The sequence below is a fragment of the Polaribacter vadi genome, from assembly GCF_018861005.1.
GTDB lineage: Bacteria > Bacteroidota > Bacteroidia > Flavobacteriales > Flavobacteriaceae > Polaribacter > Polaribacter vadi_A.
Map to the genome: position 1 here is coordinate 45,204 of NZ_JAHKQL010000034.1, position 20,720 is coordinate 65,923.

General features: G+C 28.4%; 17 protein-coding genes. 11 read left to right on the forward strand and 6 right to left on the reverse strand.

The annotated features are described in order from the left end of the window. Nucleotides 1-61 precede the first annotated feature (61 nt). Together KO506_RS15165 and KO506_RS15170 are read right to left on the reverse strand one after the other, a co-directional pair. Complete coding sequence (locus KO506_RS15165; protein WP_215995774.1) at nt 62-505, reverse strand: acyl-CoA thioesterase; 444 nt, start codon at nt 503-505, stop codon at nt 62-64. 68 nt (nt 506-573) lie between these two features. Then, a complete protein-coding gene (locus tag KO506_RS15170) occupies nt 574-2,712 on the reverse strand; it encodes a carboxy terminal-processing peptidase (RefSeq protein ID WP_215995775.1) in 2,139 nt (712 codons plus the stop codon). Between the two features lie 359 nt (nt 2,713-3,071). Between KO506_RS15170 and surE the strand changes: the two genes are divergently transcribed. Genes surE through KO506_RS15195 form a run of 5 tightly spaced genes read left to right on the forward strand, consistent with a single transcriptional unit; the run spans nt 3,072 to nt 7,779 of the window. Beyond that, nucleotides 3,072-3,842, forward strand: a complete 771-nt coding sequence (gene surE, locus KO506_RS15175; protein ID WP_068363899.1) for a 5'/3'-nucleotidase SurE — start codon at nt 3,072-3,074, stop codon at nt 3,840-3,842. After that, on the forward strand, nt 3,830-4,117 hold the full coding sequence (locus KO506_RS15180; protein ID WP_215995776.1) for a hypothetical protein: 288 nt from the start codon (nt 3,830-3,832) through the stop codon (nt 4,115-4,117). Before surE ends, KO506_RS15180 begins: the two co-directional genes overlap by 13 nt. Next, entirely contained in the window at nt 4,117-5,229 is a 1,113-nt protein-coding gene (lpxB, locus tag KO506_RS15185) for a lipid-A-disaccharide synthase (protein ID WP_215995777.1), read from the forward strand. Before KO506_RS15180 ends, lpxB begins: the two co-directional genes overlap by 1 nt. Nucleotides 5,230-5,233: 4 nt before the next feature. Beyond that, complete coding sequence (locus KO506_RS15190; protein WP_215995778.1) at nt 5,234-5,722, forward strand: C40 family peptidase; 489 nt, start codon at nt 5,234-5,236, stop codon at nt 5,720-5,722. 38 nt (nt 5,723-5,760) lie between these two features. Next, nucleotides 5,761-7,779, forward strand: coding sequence for a ComEC/Rec2 family competence protein (locus KO506_RS15195; RefSeq protein WP_215995779.1), 2,019 nt, complete (start codon nt 5,761-5,763; stop codon nt 7,777-7,779). A 3-nt stretch (nt 7,780-7,782) separates the two neighbouring features. On the opposite strand, the gene KO506_RS15200 is transcribed toward KO506_RS15195, so the two are convergent. The 3 genes from KO506_RS15200 to KO506_RS15210 form a co-directional block, all read right to left on the reverse strand. After that, complete coding sequence (locus KO506_RS15200) at nt 7,783-8,304, reverse strand: thioredoxin family protein (RefSeq protein WP_215995780.1); 522 nt, start codon at nt 8,302-8,304, stop codon at nt 7,783-7,785. 125 nt (nt 8,305-8,429) lie between these two features. After that, the gene (locus KO506_RS15205; protein ID WP_215995781.1) at nt 8,430-9,821 is read right to left on the reverse strand and encodes a peptide MFS transporter; all 1,392 of its coding nucleotides are present in this window, start codon (nt 9,819-9,821) and stop codon (nt 8,430-8,432) included. Nucleotides 9,822-9,856: 35 nt separating this feature from the next. Then, nucleotides 9,857-12,043: a S9 family peptidase gene (locus KO506_RS15210; protein WP_215995782.1), complete on the reverse strand. Its 2,187-nt coding sequence runs from the start codon at nt 12,041-12,043 to the stop codon at nt 9,857-9,859. Nucleotides 12,044-12,186: 143 nt separating this feature from the next. On the opposite strand from KO506_RS15210, the gene KO506_RS15215 reads away from it, so the two are divergent. Continuing rightward, on the forward strand, nt 12,187-13,914 hold the full coding sequence (locus KO506_RS15215) for a hydroxymethylglutaryl-CoA reductase, degradative (protein WP_215995783.1): 1,728 nt from the start codon (nt 12,187-12,189) through the stop codon (nt 13,912-13,914). A gap of 4 nt (nt 13,915-13,918) precedes the next feature. Here KO506_RS15215 and KO506_RS15220 read toward each other — a convergent pair whose 3' ends face one another. Then, nucleotides 13,919-15,106 carry a C40 family peptidase gene (locus tag KO506_RS15220; protein ID WP_215995784.1) on the reverse strand — a complete coding sequence of 396 codons (1,188 nt, stop codon included), beginning with the start codon at nt 15,104-15,106 and terminating at the stop codon, nt 13,919-13,921. A gap of 110 nt (nt 15,107-15,216) precedes the next feature. Between KO506_RS15220 and KO506_RS15225 the strand changes: the two genes are divergently transcribed. The 5 genes from KO506_RS15225 to KO506_RS15245 all read left to right on the forward strand — a co-directional run bounded on the left by KO506_RS15225 (nt 15,217) and on the right by KO506_RS15245 (nt 20,599). Next, nucleotides 15,217-16,014: a 2-oxo acid dehydrogenase subunit E2 gene (locus tag KO506_RS15225; protein ID WP_215995785.1), complete on the forward strand. Its 798-nt coding sequence runs from the start codon at nt 15,217-15,219 to the stop codon at nt 16,012-16,014. Between the two features lie 18 nt (nt 16,015-16,032). Then, nucleotides 16,033-16,668, forward strand: coding sequence for a sterol desaturase family protein (locus KO506_RS15230; RefSeq protein ID WP_215995786.1), 636 nt, complete (start codon nt 16,033-16,035; stop codon nt 16,666-16,668). Nucleotides 16,669-16,738: 70 nt separating this feature from the next. After that, on the forward strand, nt 16,739-17,998 hold the full coding sequence (kynU, locus tag KO506_RS15235) for a kynureninase (RefSeq protein WP_215995787.1): 1,260 nt from the start codon (nt 16,739-16,741) through the stop codon (nt 17,996-17,998). After that, nucleotides 17,995-19,206: a S41 family peptidase gene (locus KO506_RS15240; protein WP_215995788.1), complete on the forward strand. Its 1,212-nt coding sequence runs from the start codon at nt 17,995-17,997 to the stop codon at nt 19,204-19,206. Before kynU ends, KO506_RS15240 begins: the two co-directional genes overlap by 4 nt. Next, nucleotides 19,190-20,599, forward strand: coding sequence for an FAD-dependent oxidoreductase (locus KO506_RS15245; protein WP_215995789.1), 1,410 nt, complete (start codon nt 19,190-19,192; stop codon nt 20,597-20,599). Before KO506_RS15240 ends, KO506_RS15245 begins: the two co-directional genes overlap by 17 nt. Nucleotides 20,600-20,720: the final 121 nt, after the last annotated feature.

Genomic DNA, 20,720 nt, shown 5'->3' on the forward strand with positions numbered 1-20,720 from the left:
AAATTAAATTAAAAATCAATAAAAAAACGTCTAAAGAAATTTAGACGTTTTTTTATTGTAATTATTTTTTTAGAATTATTTCTTCATAATCATCACTTTTGTCTGCTGCTAAAAATAAATGTTGAGCTTCTTTTGGAGGTACTGTTAACTTACGAGTTTTTAAATCTAACCAAGCACCGTAAACTTTTACAATTGCTGATAATTTACCTGCTTGATTAAAGATTTCATGAGTAATTTTCCAGCGTTCATTGTTTTTAGAAAGACCTAATATTTTAAAGTTTGCAGAAATATTTTCGCCAATATAAATTTCTTTTCTAAAAGAAGTTTCTTCTGTAAAAAGTATTGGTCCGATATTGTGTTTGCTAAAATCTTCTAACGTAAAGTTTTGGCCTGCAAAAAAACGAACTCTTACTTCTGCTGCATAATCATTATAGGCTGTATGACGCATGTGCCTGTTTGGGTCAAAATCTGACCATTTTGTTGTAAAGTTTACTTTAAATTCCATAGTTCAAAAATAAAAAACCTGATAAGTTATAGAAACTTATCAGGCTTAAAAATTAATTTTAATAATTGTTAATGTTTAACAATGTCTGTTTTTTCTTTTAATTTTAATTCGCTTAAAACATTTAGAGCTTCAGATATATACATATCTTTAGATAAATTTTTGTGCCAAGCAACTCTTTTATCTTTTAAATCTTCATTTTCTTTAAATAAAGATTGTTCGTATTTTGGTGAAGTAAAGGTTAAATTAGATTTGTAATCAAAAACAGATTTAAACTTTTCTGCTTCTTTTTCTCTAGTTTCACTTTCTTTAAAAAATGTTTTATAATTTAATGAATATGAAGTGTCATCTTGGTTTTTCTTAAGCCATTTTGCATATTCATTTACTAATTTAAAGTTATCGCTATTTGCAATTCTTTGTTTACTATTATATACTACATCATTAAAATTAGTGTAAGAATTTGTTTGAGTAAAGTTGGCTTGTGGTACTTTGTCCCAATCTAAAGCATCTTCTAAATCACGCTCACCATATTTCATATAACTCAATCTGCTTGGCATTGCAATATCAGAGTAAACACCTTCTTTTTGAGTAGAACCACCATTAACTCTGTAGAATTTTTGAATTGTCATTTTTAAATAACCTAAGTCGCCTTCATATTTTTGATAAAATTGATTGATAGGTAATACATTTTGCACAGTTCCTTTACCATAAGTTTGGTTACCACCTAAAATAATACCTCTTTTATAGTCTTGCATTGCAGCTGCAAAGATTTCTGATGCAGATGCAGAAAATTCATTTACCAAAACAACAACTGCTCCATCCCATTGCATTTTAGGATCTATATCATTTTTAATAATTGGGCTTTCTCCTCTGTATTTTACTTGTACAACTGGGCCTTCATCAATAAATAAACCAGATATTTCTATGGCAGTTTTTAAAGAACCACCACCATTATTTCTTAAATCGATAATTAAACCATTAACACCTTCTGCTTTTAATCTTTCAATTTCCTTTTCCATATCTTTTGCAGAATCTCTGTAATTGTTATCAGAAAAGTCGATGTAAAAACTTGGTAAATCTATAATGGCATATTTTTTTCCGTTCTTTTCTACAATGCTCGATTTTACAAAAGTTTCATCAAGCTGTACAACATCTCTAATAATAGAAATTACTTTGGTAGAACCATCTAATTTTTTCTTAACAGTTAATTGTACTTCTGTTCCTTTTTTTCCTTTTATAAATTTAATGGCATCATCTAAACGCATACCAACAATATCCAAAGGTTCTTCATCACCTTGTGCTACTTTTAAAATAATATCTCCAGGTTCTAATTCGCCCTGTTTAGAAGCAGGTCCACCAGCAACCAATTCAAAAACGTGTGTGTAAATTCCCTTTTTTTGTAAACGCGCTCCAATACCTTCTAATTTACCAGAAATGGTTTGGTCAAAACGTTCTTTTATTGAAGGGTCCATATAAGTTGTATGAGGGTCAAAAGCACCAACAACCGAATTTAAGAAAGTAGAAAACCAATCATCATGTTCTAATTCTTCAATTCTAATATACAATTCATCCATATTTTCTAGCACTTTAGCTCTCGATTCTTTTTCTAAATTGGCAAAAGATTTTGGTTTAAATGTTTTGTCTTTTTTAAGTTTATCTTCTTGTAAGTCAGTTTGTTCTTCGATTCTGCTTAGAGTTTGTAATTTTAATTGCTTTCTCCAATAATCAATTAATTCATTATCATTTTTAGCAAAAGGAACTTTCTCATAATCTAAATCAATAACTTCATTTTTGTTAAAATTAAATGGCTGAGCTAATAGTTCTCCATAATAAGATTTTGCATTTTTAATTTTACTTAAAAAACGCCCGTAAACTAATTTGTAAAAAGTTAAATCGTCTTGTAAAAGCTGATTGTCTATTTGATATTTATATTTCGAAAACTCTTTAATATCTTTTTGAGTAAAATATCTTTTGTTGCTATCTAAACCATCAATAAAAGAATTAAAAACATGTTCAGAAAAATCATCATTCATATCTTTAACTACAAAATGACCTCTTGTTAAAATGTTTTTTAGTACAAAAATTAAAACTTTGTCTTTTTCAGGATCAAGGTTTGTTATTTCATTATTTTCTGATGCATTTATAGACATGCTATTTATAAACAATACAAATGCTAATAAAATGGTACTTAACTTAAATTTCGTCTTCATAAATCTACTGTCGTTATTTTTATTTAAAAATTACTAATATTACTTGCTAATCTACTAAAATAGTGCCAAATTATTTAAGAATCAACACTTTTTATAATTACCTCTAAAATTTAAGAGATAATTAAGGTTTCTAATTTTATAGAAATTTAAACAGAATATTATATAATTAAGATTAAAAGAAAAGTATTTGTTTTTTTAATGAGTTAAATATTTTTTCTGTTTAATTCTTTGTTATTTAACTAACAATATTACTTAAAAATAGAGGTTTTCAATCTTTACAAAATGTTAAAAAGAAATTCGATTAAAATAAATTACATTTGTTTAAAAGACTTAAATTTAAAATCTAAAAATTATTCTTTATGAATGAAAGACCTTTGATTTTAGTAACAAATGATGATGGAATTACAGCTCCAGGAATTAGAGCGCTTATTAAAATAATGAACAAAATTGGAGAAGTTGTAGTTGTTGCTCCTGATAGCCCACAAAGTGGAATGGGACATGCAATTACTGTTGATAATGTGTTGACTTGTAATCCTATAACTATAGATGATGGACCTCAGTTAGAATATACGTGTTCTGGTACACCTGCAGATTGTGTAAAAATGGCAATTAGTGAAATTCTTAATAAAAAACCAGATTTGTGTGTTTCTGGTATTAATCATGGACCAAATTCATCTATAAATGTTATTTATTCTGGTACAATGAGTGCTGCAATAGAAGCTGGTATAGAAGGGATTCCTGCAATTGGTTTTTCTTTATTAGATTTTAAATGGCATGCAGATTTTAAATCTTGTGAAAACTTTGTAAAAAACATTACCTTAAATACCTTGTTAAATGGTTTACCAGAAGGTATTGTTTTAAACGTAAATATTCCTGATTTAAAAGAAGAGGAAATAAAAGGAACAAAAATTTGCAGACAAGCAATGGGAGTTTGGAAAGAAGATTTTGACAAAAGAAAAAGTCCTTTTGGTAAAGAATATTATTGGCTTTCTGGCGAGTTTGTAAACAGAGATAAAGGTCAGGACACAGATATTTATGCGTTAGAAAATGGTTACATTTCTATAGTACCTGTTCAGTTCGATTTAACTGCACATCATATGATTCAAAAATTAAATTCTTGGGAACTGTAAAAAAAGAAATATTCATAGGAGTTTTAGTGGCTTTATTTGCCACGCTTGCTGGTTGTTATTTATATGTAGAATATTTTTCTAATGTAGGTTTTAATGAGACTTTGCAATTGATAGAAGATGGAGATTTATATGGTAAAATTCTATCTATAGCTGCAATTCCTAATTTATTTGTGTTCTTAATTTTTATCAAAAAGAAACAAGATAATAGAGCAAAAGGTGTGTTAATGACAACCATTTTTATTGCTTTAACCACCTTAATTTTAAAATTTATCTGATGAAATATTACATTATAGCAGGTGAAGCTTCAGGAGATTTACATGGTTCTAATTTAATGAGAGCCTTGTATAAAGAAGATGCTGATGCAGATATTAAATTTTGGGGAGGAGATTTAATGAAAGCTGCTGGTGGTTATTTAGTAAGTCATTATAAAGAAAGAGCTTTTATGGGTTTTTTTGAAGTGCTAAAAAACTTAAATAAAATTCTAGTTTTTATTAAATTTTGTAAAAATGATATCGAATTATTTCAACCAGATGTAATTATTTTTATAGACAATTCTGGTTTTAATTTACGAATTGCAAAATGGGCAAAAAGAAAAGGTTTTAAAACCAATTATTACATTTCTCCACAAGTTTGGGCAAGTAGAGCTACAAGGGTTAAAGGGATAAAAAGAGATGTAGATAAAATGTTTGTGATTTTACCTTTCGAAAAAGAGTTTTATAAAAAATTCGATTATAATGTAGAGTTTGTTGGTCATCCTTTAATTGATGCCATTGCAGATAGAGAGCAAACAGATGTAGAAAAATTTAGAGAAGAACATAATTTAGGTAATGAGCCAATAATTGCTTTATTACCAGGAAGTAGAAAACAAGAAATCACCAAAATGCTTTCTGTAATGTTGTCTTTGGTAGACGATTATCCTAATTATAAATTTGTAATTGGTGGTGCACCAAGTCAAGATTTTTCTTTTTATCAAAATATAATTGGTACTAAAAGAGTAAGTTTTATAAATAATAAAACCTATGATTTATTATCGGTTTCAAGTGCAGCTTTAGTAGCTTCTGGTACAGCAACTTTAGAAACAGCTTTGTTTAAAGTGCCACAAGTGGTTTGTTATAAAGGTAGTTTTATATCGTATCAAATAGCAAGAAGAATTGTAACTTTAAAATACATTTCTTTAGTAAATTTAATTATGGATAAAGAAGTTGTTACTGAATTGATTCAGAACGATTTTACCAAAACAAAACTTAAAAAAGAATTGTCTAAAATACTCGATCAAGAACATCGAGAAAAATTGTTTTTGGACTATTTTGAACTAGAGAAAAAGTTAGGTGGTAAAGGAGCATCAGCAAAAACAGCAAAACTTATAGTAGAGAATTTAAAGGGTTAAGCCTATGCAGAAAAAAATACTTTTTATACTATTCCTTTTTATTTTAAGTTCTTGTTCTTCTACAAACAGTGCTGTAAATTACCATAGTAAAACAAAATCTAAATCTATTACTAAAGCAGATATTGTTGTTGCAAATGCACTAAAATATAAAGGTGTAAAATACAAATATGGAGGCACAACCAGAAAAGGGATGGATTGTTCTGGAGTTGTTTTTGTTTCTTTTGGAGCGGAAAATATTGCATTGCCAAGATCTTCTAGATACATGGCAAATGAAGGTAATAAAGTTGCTTTAGGTAAAGTTAAAAAAGGCGATTTATTATTCTTTAAAATAAGCAGAAGGTCAAACCAAATTAATCATGTGGGTTTGGTAACTGAGATTAAAAACGGACAAATTTTCTTTATACATGCAACAACTTCTAGAGGTGTAATTATTTCATCAATGTCAGAAAAATATTGGAAAAAAACCTTTGTAAAAGCGACTAATATACTGTAATAAAGTCTGTTAAAAATTTAGTATCTTTATCAAGCTATATGAAAAAGATACTGGGTTATTTACCCTTACATTTTGTTGTTTTTATAATTCTAGGGATTGTTTTACAATTTTACTTCAAAATTTGGCACTTTAGTTTTATCAAAATAGGAGTACTACTTTCTTTGCTTTTAGGTTTTATATTGTTGCTTAACAATAAAATTATCAGAACTATTTTAGCATTCATCTTTTTCTTTTTTACAGGGGTTTTTTCTGTTTTTGTAAACAACGATTTGAATTATGAAAACTATTATCAAAACCATTTAACTGATGATTCTACTGCTATTTTAAAGGTTGATAAAATACTGAAATCAAGTTTATATCATTATAAATTTGAAGCTGAGGTTATACAAATAGATAGCATAAAAACCAAAGGTAGAATATTAGTAAACCTATCAAAAGATAGTAAACTTAAACCTTTTAAGGTTGATGAAGTTTTTTATGTAAAATCATCTTTTTTAGCAATAAACAAGCCTGTAAATCCGCATCAATTTGATTATCGGTTTTACTTAGCAAAACAAGGCATTCATCAGCAATTATATTTTACAAAAAATAACTTTTTAAGAGTAGGTTTTAAAAGCTTTTCGTTAATTGGGTTATCAGCAAAAGTTAGAAATAAAATTCAAGAATCACTACAAAAGTATCAATTTAAAGATGATGAACTAGCAGTAATAAACGCGATTTTATTAGGGCAAAGACAAGAAATTTCTAAAGAACTTTTAGCAAATTATTCTAATGCAGGAGCCATTCATATTTTGGCAGTTTCTGGTTTACATGTTGGTATAATTTTACTGATTTTAAATTGGTTATTAAAACCTCTTGTAAGAATTAAAAATGGTAAAATTATTAAAACAGTACTTGTTGTTTTATTACTTTGGATGTTTGCATTTATAGCTGGTTTATCAGCCTCAGTAACAAGAGCTGTAACTATGTTTACTTTTTTGGCAATTGGTATGTCTTTTAATCAAAAAAATGTTTCGTTATTTTCTTTAATAACGTCAATGTTCTTCTTGTTGATTTTTAAACCAATGTTTTTATTTGATGTAGGTTTTCAATTGAGTTATTTAGCAGTTTTCGGAATTATTTTAGTGCAACCCAAATTGTATAAAATTTATAAACCAAGATTTAAAGTTGATGAAAAAATCTGGCAATTAGCTTCAGTTTCTATTGCTGCTCAAATAGGAGTTTTGCCTTTAAGTTTGTACTATTTTCACCAGTTTCCAGGATTGTTTATGCTTTCTAATTTAATCATTATTCCGTTTTTAGGAGCTATTTTAATTTTCGGAATTTTAATTATAATATTGGCAGTATTTGGAGTTTTACCTCAATTTTTGGCAAACCTTTATGGTTATATAATCTCTGCAATGAACAGTTTTGTAAGTTGGGTTTCTCATCAAGAACAATTCTTACTTAAAGAGATCTCTCTTTCATTTTTTATGATGTTGTTAACTTATACTTTAGTTGTATTCGGAATTCGGTTTTTGATAAAAAATACATCCAAAAGATTAGTTTGTTTTCTAGCATCTATATTAGTTGTACAAAGCTTTTTCCTGTATGAGAAACATCAAAAGAAAATAAAGGAAGAGTTTATTGTTTTTCATAAAAGTAGAAATTCAATTCTTGGAAACAGAGTAGGAGAACAAGTTGTAATTCATCACGATTTAGATACTGTTATGATCCAAAATTTGGGTTTATTAGCTTCTTATAGGATTGGAGAAAATATACATCAAACGTTAAAAAATGAAGTTTCAAACATTTATCAATTTAAAAATGAAATTATTTTAGTTGTAGATAGTTTAGGTATTTATCAAATAAATGGTTTAAAAAATCCGATTGTATTGTTGCAACAATCACCTAAAATAAATTTAGAGAGATTAATTAATGAATTAAAGCCAAAACAAATTATTGCTGATGGTTCTAATTATAAAAGTTATGTAAAAAGATGGCAGAAAACTGCAGAGAATAAAAAAACTCCTTTTCATTACACAGAACAAAAAGGAGCTTATATTTTAGAGAATTAACTCTTATTTTAGGTTGCTTTTAAAACCTTTTTCAAAATTAATCCATTCTTGATCTTTATATGCTTTTGTGTTAAAAAAAGCGAGTATTTTTTCAAATCTCTCAGCAGATAAATAACCTGGTACTTTTTGTAGCATTTCTTCTTTAGCAGACATAAATATTGTTGAAGGATATGATAATTGACCTTCTAACAAAGCAGCAGATAATTCATGGAACTCAGTTCTGCCTTCTTTTTTATATTTAAAAGTGTAGCCTTTGTAATTAATATCTTCTTTGCCTTCTCCATTTAATTTAATAGCATAAAAATTTGTATTTACATAGTCTATAATTACTGGGTTAGAATAGGTTTCTTTATCCATTTTTTTGCAATAGCCACACCAATTTGTATAAACATCAATTAAAATAGGTTTTGGATTTTCTTTGTTTAAAGCGATTGCTTTTTCGAAAGAAAGCCAATTGATTTCGTTTTGTGCATTGCTTGTAAAACTAGCGAATATTATTAGTAATAATAAAAATGTTTTTTTCATAATTAAACATTTACAAAGTATATGCCAAAGTTAATAAATATCTGCTGATTTAAAATTTTCCTTATTTTTGAGCATAAAAAAAACCTCATTAATTTTAGTTTATGAGGTTTTGTGATTTTTATATTTTAGTTATCAGCTAATTCGAAACCTTCAGTTTCTTTTGTGCTAAAATCTGTTTCATTATCTTCTGCTCCATGTGTTAATTCTTTTAGTTTTTTAAAGAATATATAAACTAAACCAGAAAAAACTACACAAAAAATTGCAATACCAGTAAACACTTTAAATTCCCCAAAAATAGATGAAGATTCACCAAGTAATCCTGCAGCTTTATTACCTAAACCAGTCGTTGCAAAATAAATACCCATCATTATTGAAGCGTATTTTGCAGGTGCTAATTTTGTTACAAATGAAAGAGAAACTGGAGATAAACATAACTCTCCAATTGTATGAAACAGATAAGCAAGAACTAACCAAATCATCATAGAACTTCCTGTAGTGTCATATTCGTTGGCAGCAGCAGACATAAATAAGAAACCTATACCAGTAATTCCTAAACCAATAATCATTTTAAATAATGATGAAGCTTCCTTTCCTTTTAATTTTCTTTTTGCCCAAAAAGCGGCAATTGCGACCCCCAATGTAATGATGAAAAATGAATTTAAAGATTGAAACCAAGTTGCTGGAATTTCCCATCCCATAAGCATTCTATTTGTTTTCTCTCTAGCATAAATATTCATTAGACCTCCAGCTTGTTCAAAAGCAGCAAAAAATGCAATAATCAACAGAAATGAAATTAATAAAACAATAATTCTATCCTTTTCTATTTTTGTTAAAGGTCGCTTATAATCTTCTTGTTCTTCAATGTTTTCAGATTTGCCTAAATAATTACCTACATGAACTAAATATTTTTGTCCCATAAGAAATTGTATTAAACCTAAAACCATTAAAATTCCTGCTAACCCAAAACCATAATGCCATCCATGAACTTCTCCTACATAACCAACTACAATTCCAGATAAAAATGCACCTACATTAATACCTATATAGAAAATTGTAAAACCTTTATCTCTTCTTACATCTCCTTTTTTATATAATCCTCCAACCATAGTAGAAATATTAGGTTTTAAACAACCAACTCCAAGAATAATAAAACCTAAACCTGTATAAAATGCCCACATTGCTTCTATAGCTAGAATACTGTGACCAATTACCAATAAAATTGCACCAACTATAACTGATTTTTTTTGACCTAAAAATCGATCAGCCAAAATACCACCAGGTATAGACATAATGTAAACCAAAGCTGTATACCAACCATAAAGAGCTAAAGCTTCTCCTTGAGACCAACCTGCACCTGGGTTTACATCAGTAGTTTTTGAGGTTAAATAAAGAACTAATAAAGCTCTCATTCCGTAATAAGAAAATCTTTCCCACATTTCTGTGAAAAATAAAACATATAATCCTGCAGGATGTCCAAATAGTTCTTTTTGATGTGGTAGTTTAGCTGTATTGCTCATAAAATATATCCTTTTATTTCTTAAGTTTTATTTGATTAGTTTAATAAATGTTCTACAACAAAATTTGTCATTTTGGTGTATAAATTTAATCTTGTATTTCTTCCTTTATAAATTCCGTGAGTTCTGTCTGGCACAATAAACATATCAAATTGTTTGTTGGCTTCAATTAAAGAATTTATCATTCTCATTGAGTTTTGCACGTGTACATTATCATCTCCTGTTCCGTGTACTAATAAGTAATTTCCTTCTAGCTTATCTGCATAATTTATAGGAGAATTATCATCATAACCACTTGCATTTTCTTGCGGAGTTTGCATGTAACGTTCTGTATATACAGTATCGTAAAAACGCCAAGAAGTAACAGGAGCTACAGCAATTGCAGTGGTAAAAATATCATTACCTTTTAGTAAAACATTTGTGCTCATAAAACCACCATAAGACCAACCCCAAATACCAATATTCTCTTTATCTATATAAGGCAATTCTGCTAGTTTTTTAGCAGCAGCTATTTGATCTTCAACCTCAAATTTACCTAATTCTTTTTGTGTAACTTTCTTAAAATCTGCACCTTTTAAACCTGTTCCTCTACCATCTACACAAACTACAATCATCCCTTTTTGGGCTAACATATTGTGCCAATAATCATTGGCTGCATTCCAATGATTACCTACTTGCTGAGAGCCTGGTCCTGAATATTGAAACATAAACATTGGGTAAGTTTTGCTTTCATCAAAATCTACAGGTTTTATCATCCACATATTTAAATCATTACCATTTATATTGATGGTAGAAAATTCTTTAGGACTCATTTTGTATGCTGCTAATTCTTCTTTTAATTCTGCATTATCTTTAATCACCTTTAGCATTTTTCCTTTGGCATTGTATAAAGAATAAATTGGTGGAGTTTCAGCAGAAGAATACGTATTGATAAAGTAATTTAAATTGGTGCTAAAAGCTGCAGAATTTTGCCCATCTTTATTACTTAAAAGCTTTTTGTTTTTTCCATTTAATTTGATAGAATAAACACCTCTGTTGATAGATCCGTTTTCTACAGATTGATAATAAATTGTTTTTTTAGATTCGTTAAAACCATAATAACGAGTTACTTCCCAATTTCCTTTTGTTATTTGATTGATTAATTTTCCATCAAAATCATAATGATAAATATGGTTGTATCCATCTTTTTCGCTGGTCCAGATAAAAGAATTATCAACTAAAAAAGTAAGGTTGTCTGTAATGTCTATATAAGCTTTATCAGTTTCGTTTAACAATACAGAAGTTGTACTTTTAACAGCATCAACTTTGTATAATTTTAAATCATTTTGATGACGATTCAAGGTAGTAGCTATTAAAATTTCATCATCATTAGACCATTTTATTCTTGGTATATATTCATAATCACCTAAAGCAATTTTCTTACTATTTTCTGATGCAATTGTATACATATGTAAAGTTACATCAGCATTTTTTTCTCCTGCTTTTGGGTATTTAAAAACTTGTTGACTTGGGTATAAATCTTTCCCAACAATATCCATAGAAAAGGTTGGTACTTTACTTTCATCGAAACGTAAATATGCCAAATATTTGCTGTTATTACTCCACTCAAAAGCTCTAACAAATGCAAATTCTTCTTCGTAAACCCAATCTGTAATACCATTTATAATGCTGTTCTTTTTTCCGTCTTTGGTTACTTGAATAATTTTGTTTTCAGAAAAATCTTTGATAAAAAGATCGTTGTTTTTAGCGTAAGCTACTTTTTTATTGTCAGGAGAAAAAATAGGCTCTTGAATATCTTCTCCTATTAAAGTTGCTTTTTTTGATGCAACATCATAAGCGTAATAAGTACCTGTATAAGAATGTCTGTAAATCTTTTTAAAGTTTGTACCTAATATAATTTTGGTTTCATCATTGTTAAAGCTGTAAGATTGAAAACCATTAATTTCTGGTAAATCTTTGCTATTTACAATGGTTTCAACTTTTTCTAAAGTGGCATAACTATATTTATCAACAGAGGTGTTTCTGTCTTTATCCCTATTTAAGAGCGAATAAAAATCGCCATTCATAGAGTTTAAAGAGTTCATTCTTTTAGCAGAAAAAGTACCATCCCAAATTTCTTCGAGGGTAATTTTTTTGGTGCCAGAAGTGTTTTTTGATTCTTGTTGTGAATAATTTAAGGAAGTGATCAATGTGAAAATTGTTACTAAAATGATGCTTTTTTTCATTTGAGACTTTGTTTTTAATAAAGATTTGCCAAGTTTACGGAAAAATCCACAAAAAATATCTTAAAAATCCATAAAACTTGATTATATCATACTTTTTGAAAGGTTTCAATTATATTTGTTCTTTATAGCTTATAGATACTTAAATGAGTAAAATTATATCTGGTTTTTCAAAGTTTACCAAAGAAGAAAAAATTGATTGGTTAACTAAAAACTACTTTCACAATCAAACAGAAACTGTAAATATTATCAAACAATATTGGAATGTTGATACTGATTTACAAGATTTACATGACGATTTTATAGAAAACACAATTTCTAATTTTTACATGCCTTATGGAGTTGCACCTAACTTTGTAATTAATGATAGAACCTACGTTATACCTATGGTTGTAGAAGAAAGTTCTGTTGTGGCTGCAGCATCTTTGGTTGGTAAATTTTGGAGTACAAGAGGTGGTTTTAAAACCACTGTAATTTCTACAACTAAAATTGGTCAGGTTCATTTTATGTTTGCTGGCAATAAAAATGATTTAGAAATTTATTTTAATCAAAATAAAACGGAATTGTTTGCAGCAACTGCTTCCATCACTAAAAATATGAAAAAAAGAGGTGGAGGAATTTTAGATATTAAATTGATTGATAAAACTGATAAGCTTGCCAATTATTATCAATTGCACGTAACTTTCGAAACCAAAGATTCAATGGGTGCAAACTTTATTAATTCTTGTTTAGAATCAATTGCTAAAAAGTTTGAGAAAGATGATATCGAAATTGTAATGAGTATTTTGTCTAACTATGTTCCAGAATGTTTGGTTAAGGCAGAAGTGAGTTGTGCAATTGAAGAGTTGGGAGGAGAAAATCCGCAGAAATTTGCAGAAAAATTTTATCAAGCTGTACAAATTGCAGAAATAGAACCTTACAGAGCTGTTACCCATAATAAGGGAATTATGAACGGAATTGATGCTGTAGTTTTAGCAACTGGTAACGATTTTAGAGCAGTAGAAGCTGGTGCACACGCGTATGCTTCTAGAAATGGTTCATATTCGAGTTTATCTCATTGTTCTATTGATGATGGCATTTTTAAATTTTGGATAGAAATTCCTTTAGCATTAGGTACAGTTGGGGGGTTAACAGCTTTGCACCCTATGGCTAAATTGTCTTTAGAAATGTTGCAAAAACCATCTGCAAGAACTTTAATGCAAATTATGGCAGCAGCTGGTTTAGCGCAAAATTTTGCAGCTTTAAGAGCTTTAACAACCAAAGGAATTCAGCATGGACACATGAAAATGCACTTGCAAAACATTCTAAATCAATTGGGTGCAAATGAGCAAGAAAAAGAAGAAATTACCAAATATTTCGAAACCAGAACTGTTTCTCATTCTGCTGTGGTTACTCAATTTAATGAATTAAGAAAACCGAAAATAAATTGGGTTAATTTTTTAAATATAGACGAAATTTCTAATAAATTAAGTGGTTTAACAAGAGCAACAAAACCTGTTTTTGGTAAAATGAATGGGCAACAAGTTATTGAGCATTTAAGTTTGTTGATGCAAATTTCTAACGGAAAAATTGATGCAGATTATTATGTTTCTGATGAAAAAACGGCCAGAAGAAAACCATTTTTAGATACAGATGGTGAATTGCATATTGGGTTTAGAGCCGCTATTTTATCTGATGAACCTACTCCAGAAAAATTTAATTCAATTTCAGAAGCAATTGATGATTTAGTAGTACAAATTAATGATTTTAAAAATCATTTTACAGAAGCTACAACCGAAAATCATCCATTTTTTGGCGAATTAGATTATGAATACTGGAAAAAATTTCACGTAAAACATTTTACGCATCACTTTAAACAATTCAATTTATTATAAACTTTTATAGCTTAATTTTTTCTTTTAGGTTGATGATGTTTTTATCCTCAACACCTAAATAACGTCTACTACCCAAATAGCGGTTTTTATTAAACTCATCGTAATTTGGTTGATAATCTTCAATAGAACTAATATGGACATTACCTGAAGCATGGATAAATTCACCTTTTCCATTACCAAGCCAAATACCTACATGTGTTACTTTTTTTCCTTTTTCAGCTGTGGCTTTTTTACCAAAAAACATTAAATCACCTTTTTCTAAACCTTCAAATTTCAATTCAGAATCCACAATTTGTCCAGCATAAACTTGTTGAGAAGCATCTCTAGGAATGATAAAACCATTCATTAAATACACCATTTTTGTAAATCCACTACAATCCATTCCTTTGCTCGAAGTTCCTCCCCATAAATAAGGGAAACCATCCATAGACTTCGCTATTTCTTCAATATTAGATTGAGAAACTTGTAAATTAGTAAGCCAAGATTCAAATAAAGTAGCCTCATCTCTTTTTACAAAACCCGTTCTTTTATCTGGATATTCAACTTCAATAAAATCTTTATGCAAAGCTTTATATTTTAAAATTCCACCTAAAGTTATATCAGAAATAATCTGAGATTTATCACTTTTATGACTAAATACTGCTCCAAAGTTTTTAGTGAAAATTACTTTTTTTTCATTATTCCAAGCATCAAAATCGGCTTTGTTCATTCTTGTAATTCCACCTTTATCAACCCAAGAAATATACTTATCAGGAGTTTGAACTCTATAAAAATCGCCTTTTTTATCTAATACTTTTAAAGGCATTCCTAACAAACCTTGTGTGCCTAATTCAGCAGAATGTTTGGGTTGAGAACGAATGTTAATTACAGAATTTCGAGCAATAGCATATTTTAAATCTCCAACAGCAGTATCTGGTAAAACTCTAATTTCGTTTATGTATTTTATTTTTTTTCTACTAAGACTATTCATTAATTTAAACATAGGTGCCTTAGTAGTTGTTATTCCTTCAAGTTTAATTTTATCCTCTTCATAATTAATATCCACATTAAATAGAGCTACTCTCTGATCTGGTGTTTCAGTCATTTTTAATAAAGAAGCATATTGTTTTATTTTTTTTAATTCTTTCTCTTTGTTATTACAAGAAATAAATAAGATTAGAACAAAAAGTAATATATATTTTAAGGATTTCATTTTCAGATTTAATTAATTTTAAATAAAGATAGTAATATTTAAAATGATAATAATTGTAAAAACCATTCGTTTTATATTATGATGTTAATTAATATTTGAGGTAAAGTTATATGAAACATATAAAATACAAGTCCAAATTAAAATTAAGTCCTTGGAGAAAAATATCTATAGGTTCTTGGAAACCAAAAGGAGATTCATCTACCTATGTTTTTGAAGATTTTAATGTGGATAAGGTTTTAGTTTTTTGTAAGCAACAAAGTATTTCTTTTAACAGTTTTGTAATAAAAGCCTTATCATCAACCATAAATAAAAACAAGAGAATTAATAGTATTGTTCGTTTTGGAAATATTTATCAAAGAGAAAAAAATACCATTTTTATACATACTTTAACCAATAGAACTAAAGATGATTTATCTGGTGTTTTAATTGAAGAAGCTTTTAGTAAAGAAATAAAAGAGGTAGATATTGAATTTAAATCAGAAATAAAAAAAGTAAAAAAAGGAGAAGAAAAACACATTTCATCTAAAAGAAATTTTAAAATAATTCCTGCTATTTTATCAAAATATATATTAAATAGTTTAAGTTTTTTAATGTATTCTTTAAATATACATATTAATTTATTTTCATCACCAATAGACCCTTTTGGAAGTGTTATGCTCACGAATATTGGAAGTTTAAACCTTCAAAAAGCATTTTGTCCAATTGCACCTTATACTAGAATTCCTATGGTGGTTTCTTTAGGTAGAATTGAGCTAAAACCAACTATTTTAAACAATGAAATTGTAAAAAGCAATATATCTACTTTTGGGTTTACTTTTGATCATAGAATAATGGATGGTATTCATTTCTCTAAATTTATTGAAACATTTCAAAGTTTTTTTTCTAATCCAAAATTAATCTTAAAATAACTGCTGTTAATGAAAAATATGGCATCAGATAATCATTATTTGTTACGGTTTTTCGCATCTAGAAATCCAAAATTTGTATTCCTTAAAATATTGCCAGTTTTGTGTTTTTATATTTTTGTGTTACTCCAAAAGAATTTTATTTTTCACCAACTTTTGTTATGGATTGTTTTAGGTGTTTTAAGTTGGAGTCTTTTTGAGTATTTTGTGCATAGAGTAGGTTATCATAAACGCACAAAAAGTAGAAAATTGCAATGGTTTTTAGATGCTTTTCATTTACATCATCATAAAAACTTAAAAGATCATCGAGTTTTAAATGCTGGTTTTTTATTAATGTATCCTTTAACTATTATTATTTTAGTCGTAATATATTTGCTCACAAATAGTATTGTTTTAACTGTTGGTTTTGGTTTGGGTAAAACTTTTTATTACCTCTTTTATGAATATGTACATTATCAAATTCATAAAAAAATTCATAAAAAAGGATATCTAAATTTGTTTCAGAAATATCATTTATATCATCATTATAAAAACTGGAATGTAAATTTTGGAAATACAATTACTATTTGGGATAAGGTGTTTAATACTTATGATGATCGATACAAAAAACTGATTTTAACAAAAAATCAAATCGAAGATTTAATTTTAAAGAAATAAGTTTTTAATCATAAAAGTTTAGTCTAAAAAAGGATTGTTTTATATTTGAGAACAATCCTATTTTTTATTGATGAAGTACAAAAACACATTGGCTTTTGCCCAACAATTAGATAAAGAAGACAAACTCGCTTACTTAAGAAATCAATTTCATATCCCTAAAGATAAAAACGGAAATGACTGGTTGTATTTTACAGGGAATTCTTTAGGGTTACAGCCAAAATCAACAAAAGAATATATCAATCAAGAATTAGAAGATTGGGCAAATTTAGGAGTAGAAGGCCATTTTGAAGCTAAAAATCCGTGGTTACATTATCACGAATATTTAACAGATAAAATGGCTAAAATTGTGGGTGCAAAACCAGTAGAAGTTGTGGTAATGAATACCTTAACAACCAATTTACATCTGTTAATGGTTTCGTTTTACAGGCCTACAAAAACAAAATACAAAATTGTAATTGAGTCAGATGCTTTTCCTTCAGATAGATATGCTGTGCAATCACAATTAAAATTTCACGGTTTTTCTGAGGATGATATAATTGAATGGAAACCAAGAAAAAGAGAAGAATTGTTACATATTGATGATTTAGAAGAAATCGTTACTAATCAAGGTGATGAAATTGCTTTGTTGTTAATTGGAGGCGTAAATTATTACACAGGTCAGTATTTAGATCTTAAAAAAATCGCAGAAATTGGGCATTCTAAAAATTGTGTAGTTGGCATTGATTTAGCGCATGGAGCAGGAAATATTCAACCTAATTTACACGATTCTGGAGTAGATTTTGCAGCTTGGTGTACTTACAAATATTTAAATTCAGGTCCAGGAAGTTTAGCAGGTTTATTTGTGCACGAAAAACATGCAAAAAATAAAGATTTACCACGTTTTTCAGGTTGGTGGAATCATAACAAATCTACTCGTTTTAATATGCGAATGCCTTTTGATGTTATGCAAGGTGCAGAAGGCTGGCAATTGAGTAATCCACCAATTTTATCTATGGCAGCCATAAAAGCATCTTTAGATTTATTTGATGAAGTTGGTATGGATGCTTTACGAGAAAAATCAGAAAAATTAACTGGTTATTTCGAGTTTTTAATCAATGAAATAGGTGCAGATAGCATCAAAATTATTACGCCAAAAAATCCGAAAGAAAGAGGTTGTCAATTATCCATTCAAGTTAAAAATGCCGATAAAAGTTTACATCAAAAATTAACAGCAAAAAATATTATTACAGATTGGCGAGAACCAGATGTAATTCGTTGTGCACCAACACCAATGTATAATTCGTTTGAAGATGTATATAAAATGGTTACAATTTTAAAGAATCTTTTATGAGAAAAAATATCATAATTATTTGCTTTGTTTTACATTCTTTTGTTGCTTTTTCTCAAAATAAATATTTGTCTGATTTCAATTATTTTTGGGAAACCATCCAAATGGAATATGCTTATTTTGATGTGAAACAAACCAATTGGCAAAAGGTAAAAGAGGTGTATAGTAAACGTTTAAATTCGATAAAAGAAGATTGGGAGTTTACTTATTTAATAGAGTTAATGAAACACGAACTTTATGATGCGCATTTTACCTTAAATAAAAATCTGGCTTTTTCATTTCGTTTAATACCTAATGATGTAGATGCTTTTGTATCTATAAAGAATAATAAATATTACATTAAAGACATCAGACAAAATTATACAATCACAAATTTTAATCTAAAAATTGGTGACGAAATTGTAAAAATGAATGAAAATAATTTTACTGATATTGTACAATTGAACTTACCTAAATCAATAGAAAGTCCAGACCATAAAGTAAAAGAATATTTTGCAAATTTAATTTTTGCAGGTAGGCATAATAAACCAAGAAAAATTAAAGTTTTACGCAATGGTAAAATTATCACTTTAAAACTACCAAAACCTAATCTTAAAAAATACAATTCAACACTTTTAGATTATAAATTGCTGCCAGAAAATATTGGTTATATTAGAATCAATAATTCTTTAGGTAATAATAATGTTATTAAGCAATTTCCGAAAATTGTAGATAGTTTACAAAATAGTAAAGCTATTATAATCGATTTAAGAAACACTGCAAATGGTGGTAATACAGATGTTGCAAAATCAATTATGGGCAAATTTGTAAAAGAAGAAATGCCATATCAAATTCACGAAAGAGTAGGTTTAGAAAGAGAATTTGGCATCAAAAGAAAATATATAGAACTATTATCACCACTTAAAAAGCCCTATTTAAAACCAGTTTATGTTTTGGTAAGTAGATGGACAGGTAGTGTTGGAGAAGCCATAGCTCAAGGTTTTTCTAATATGGGAAATGTAACAGTTGTAGGTACAACAATGGCAAAATTATTAGGTGCAATTAAGTGCAAACAATTGCAGAATTCAGGAATTAGATTTTGCTATCCTTTTGAGAAATTATACAATGTTAATGGTTTGCCTAGAGAATATTTTAAACCAGATTTTACTACAAATAGTTATAAAGAAACGTACATAAAAGCCTTAGAATTAATTGATGAACAAACAAGATAAAATACTGATTATAGGAGCAGGTTTATGTGGCTCTTTACTCGCTTTAAGATTGGCACAAAAAGGCTATAAAATAGAATTGTATGAAAGCAGACCAGATTTAAGAAAGGTTGATATTTCTGCTGGGAGATCTATAAATTTAGCATTATCAGATAGAGGTTTAAAAGCTTTACGATTATGTGGAATGGAAGAAAAAGCAAAAGAAATTAGCATACCAATGCATGGTAGATTAATGCACGACAAAGAAGGCAATACGTTTGCATCAAATTATTCTGGTAGAGAAGGTGAGTTCATTAACTCAATTTCTAGGGGAGATTTAAATGCTATTTTGTTAGATGAAGTAGAAAAGCACGAAAATGTAAATATTCATTTTAATAGTGGTTGTGAGAGTGTAGACATAGAAAATACTATTGCACATTTTAAAGATTATAAAAGTAAAAGAAAGTTTTTTGTAAAAGCAGATGTTATTTTTGGTGCAGATGGTGCAGGTTCTGCTTTAAGAAAAAGCTATATTTCTGAACGTAAATTTTTGTTTAGTTATTCGCAAAACTATTTAAATCACGGCTATAAAGAATTAGAAATTCCTGCTGATAATTCAGGAAATCACCAAATAAGCAAAAGTCATTTACACATTTGGCCAAGAGGCGATTTTATGTTAATTGCCTTACCAAATTTAGATGGTAGTTTTACAGTAACACTCTTTTTAAGTTATAGCGAAGGCGAGTATAATTTCGAGAATTTAACAACTACAGAAAAGATAAATGAGTTTTTCGAAAAAGAATTTCCAGATGCTTTAGCGTTAATTCCCAATATAAAAAAGGAGTTTTCAAACAATCCTACAGGAGCTTTAGGCACCGTAAAATGTTCTCCTTGGTCTTATCTCAACAAAACTTTGTTAATTGGTGATGCTGCTCACGCAATTGTTCCTTTTTACGGACAAGGAATGAACGCTTCTTTCGAAGATGTTTTTGTGTTTGATGAAATACTAAATCAAGAATTATCAGATTGGAAATCTGTTTTTAAAGCTTATGAAAAAGCAAGAAAAAAAGACACAGATGCCATTGCAGATTTGGCGATTGATAATTTTTACGAAATGAGAGATCACGTTGCAAATCCGTTGTTTAAAGAAAAAAGAAAAATTGAAATGGATTTAGAAAAAATGTTTCCAAATCAATATTTTTCTAAATATTCTTTAGTTACATTCAATGAAAATATTGGCTATAATGAAGCTATGAAAAGAGGTAGAGCACAAGATAAAGCTTTGTTGAATTTAATTGCAGATGATGAAGTCCACACGCATTTAAATATGACAAAAGAAGAACTAAGAACTATTTTAGACAAAGTAATTCACGAAACAGATAAAATTTTACAAGAAAATAAAATTGCAGGATTGTAGTTTTTTTAGAAGCTATTTCCTGCTTTTCATTATATCTTTTTTCTGAAAAAGAAAAAAGGATGCCATTTCAATCAGGGCTAAACCTATTTATAAAAGCCACTGATTATTGCAATTTTTAGAA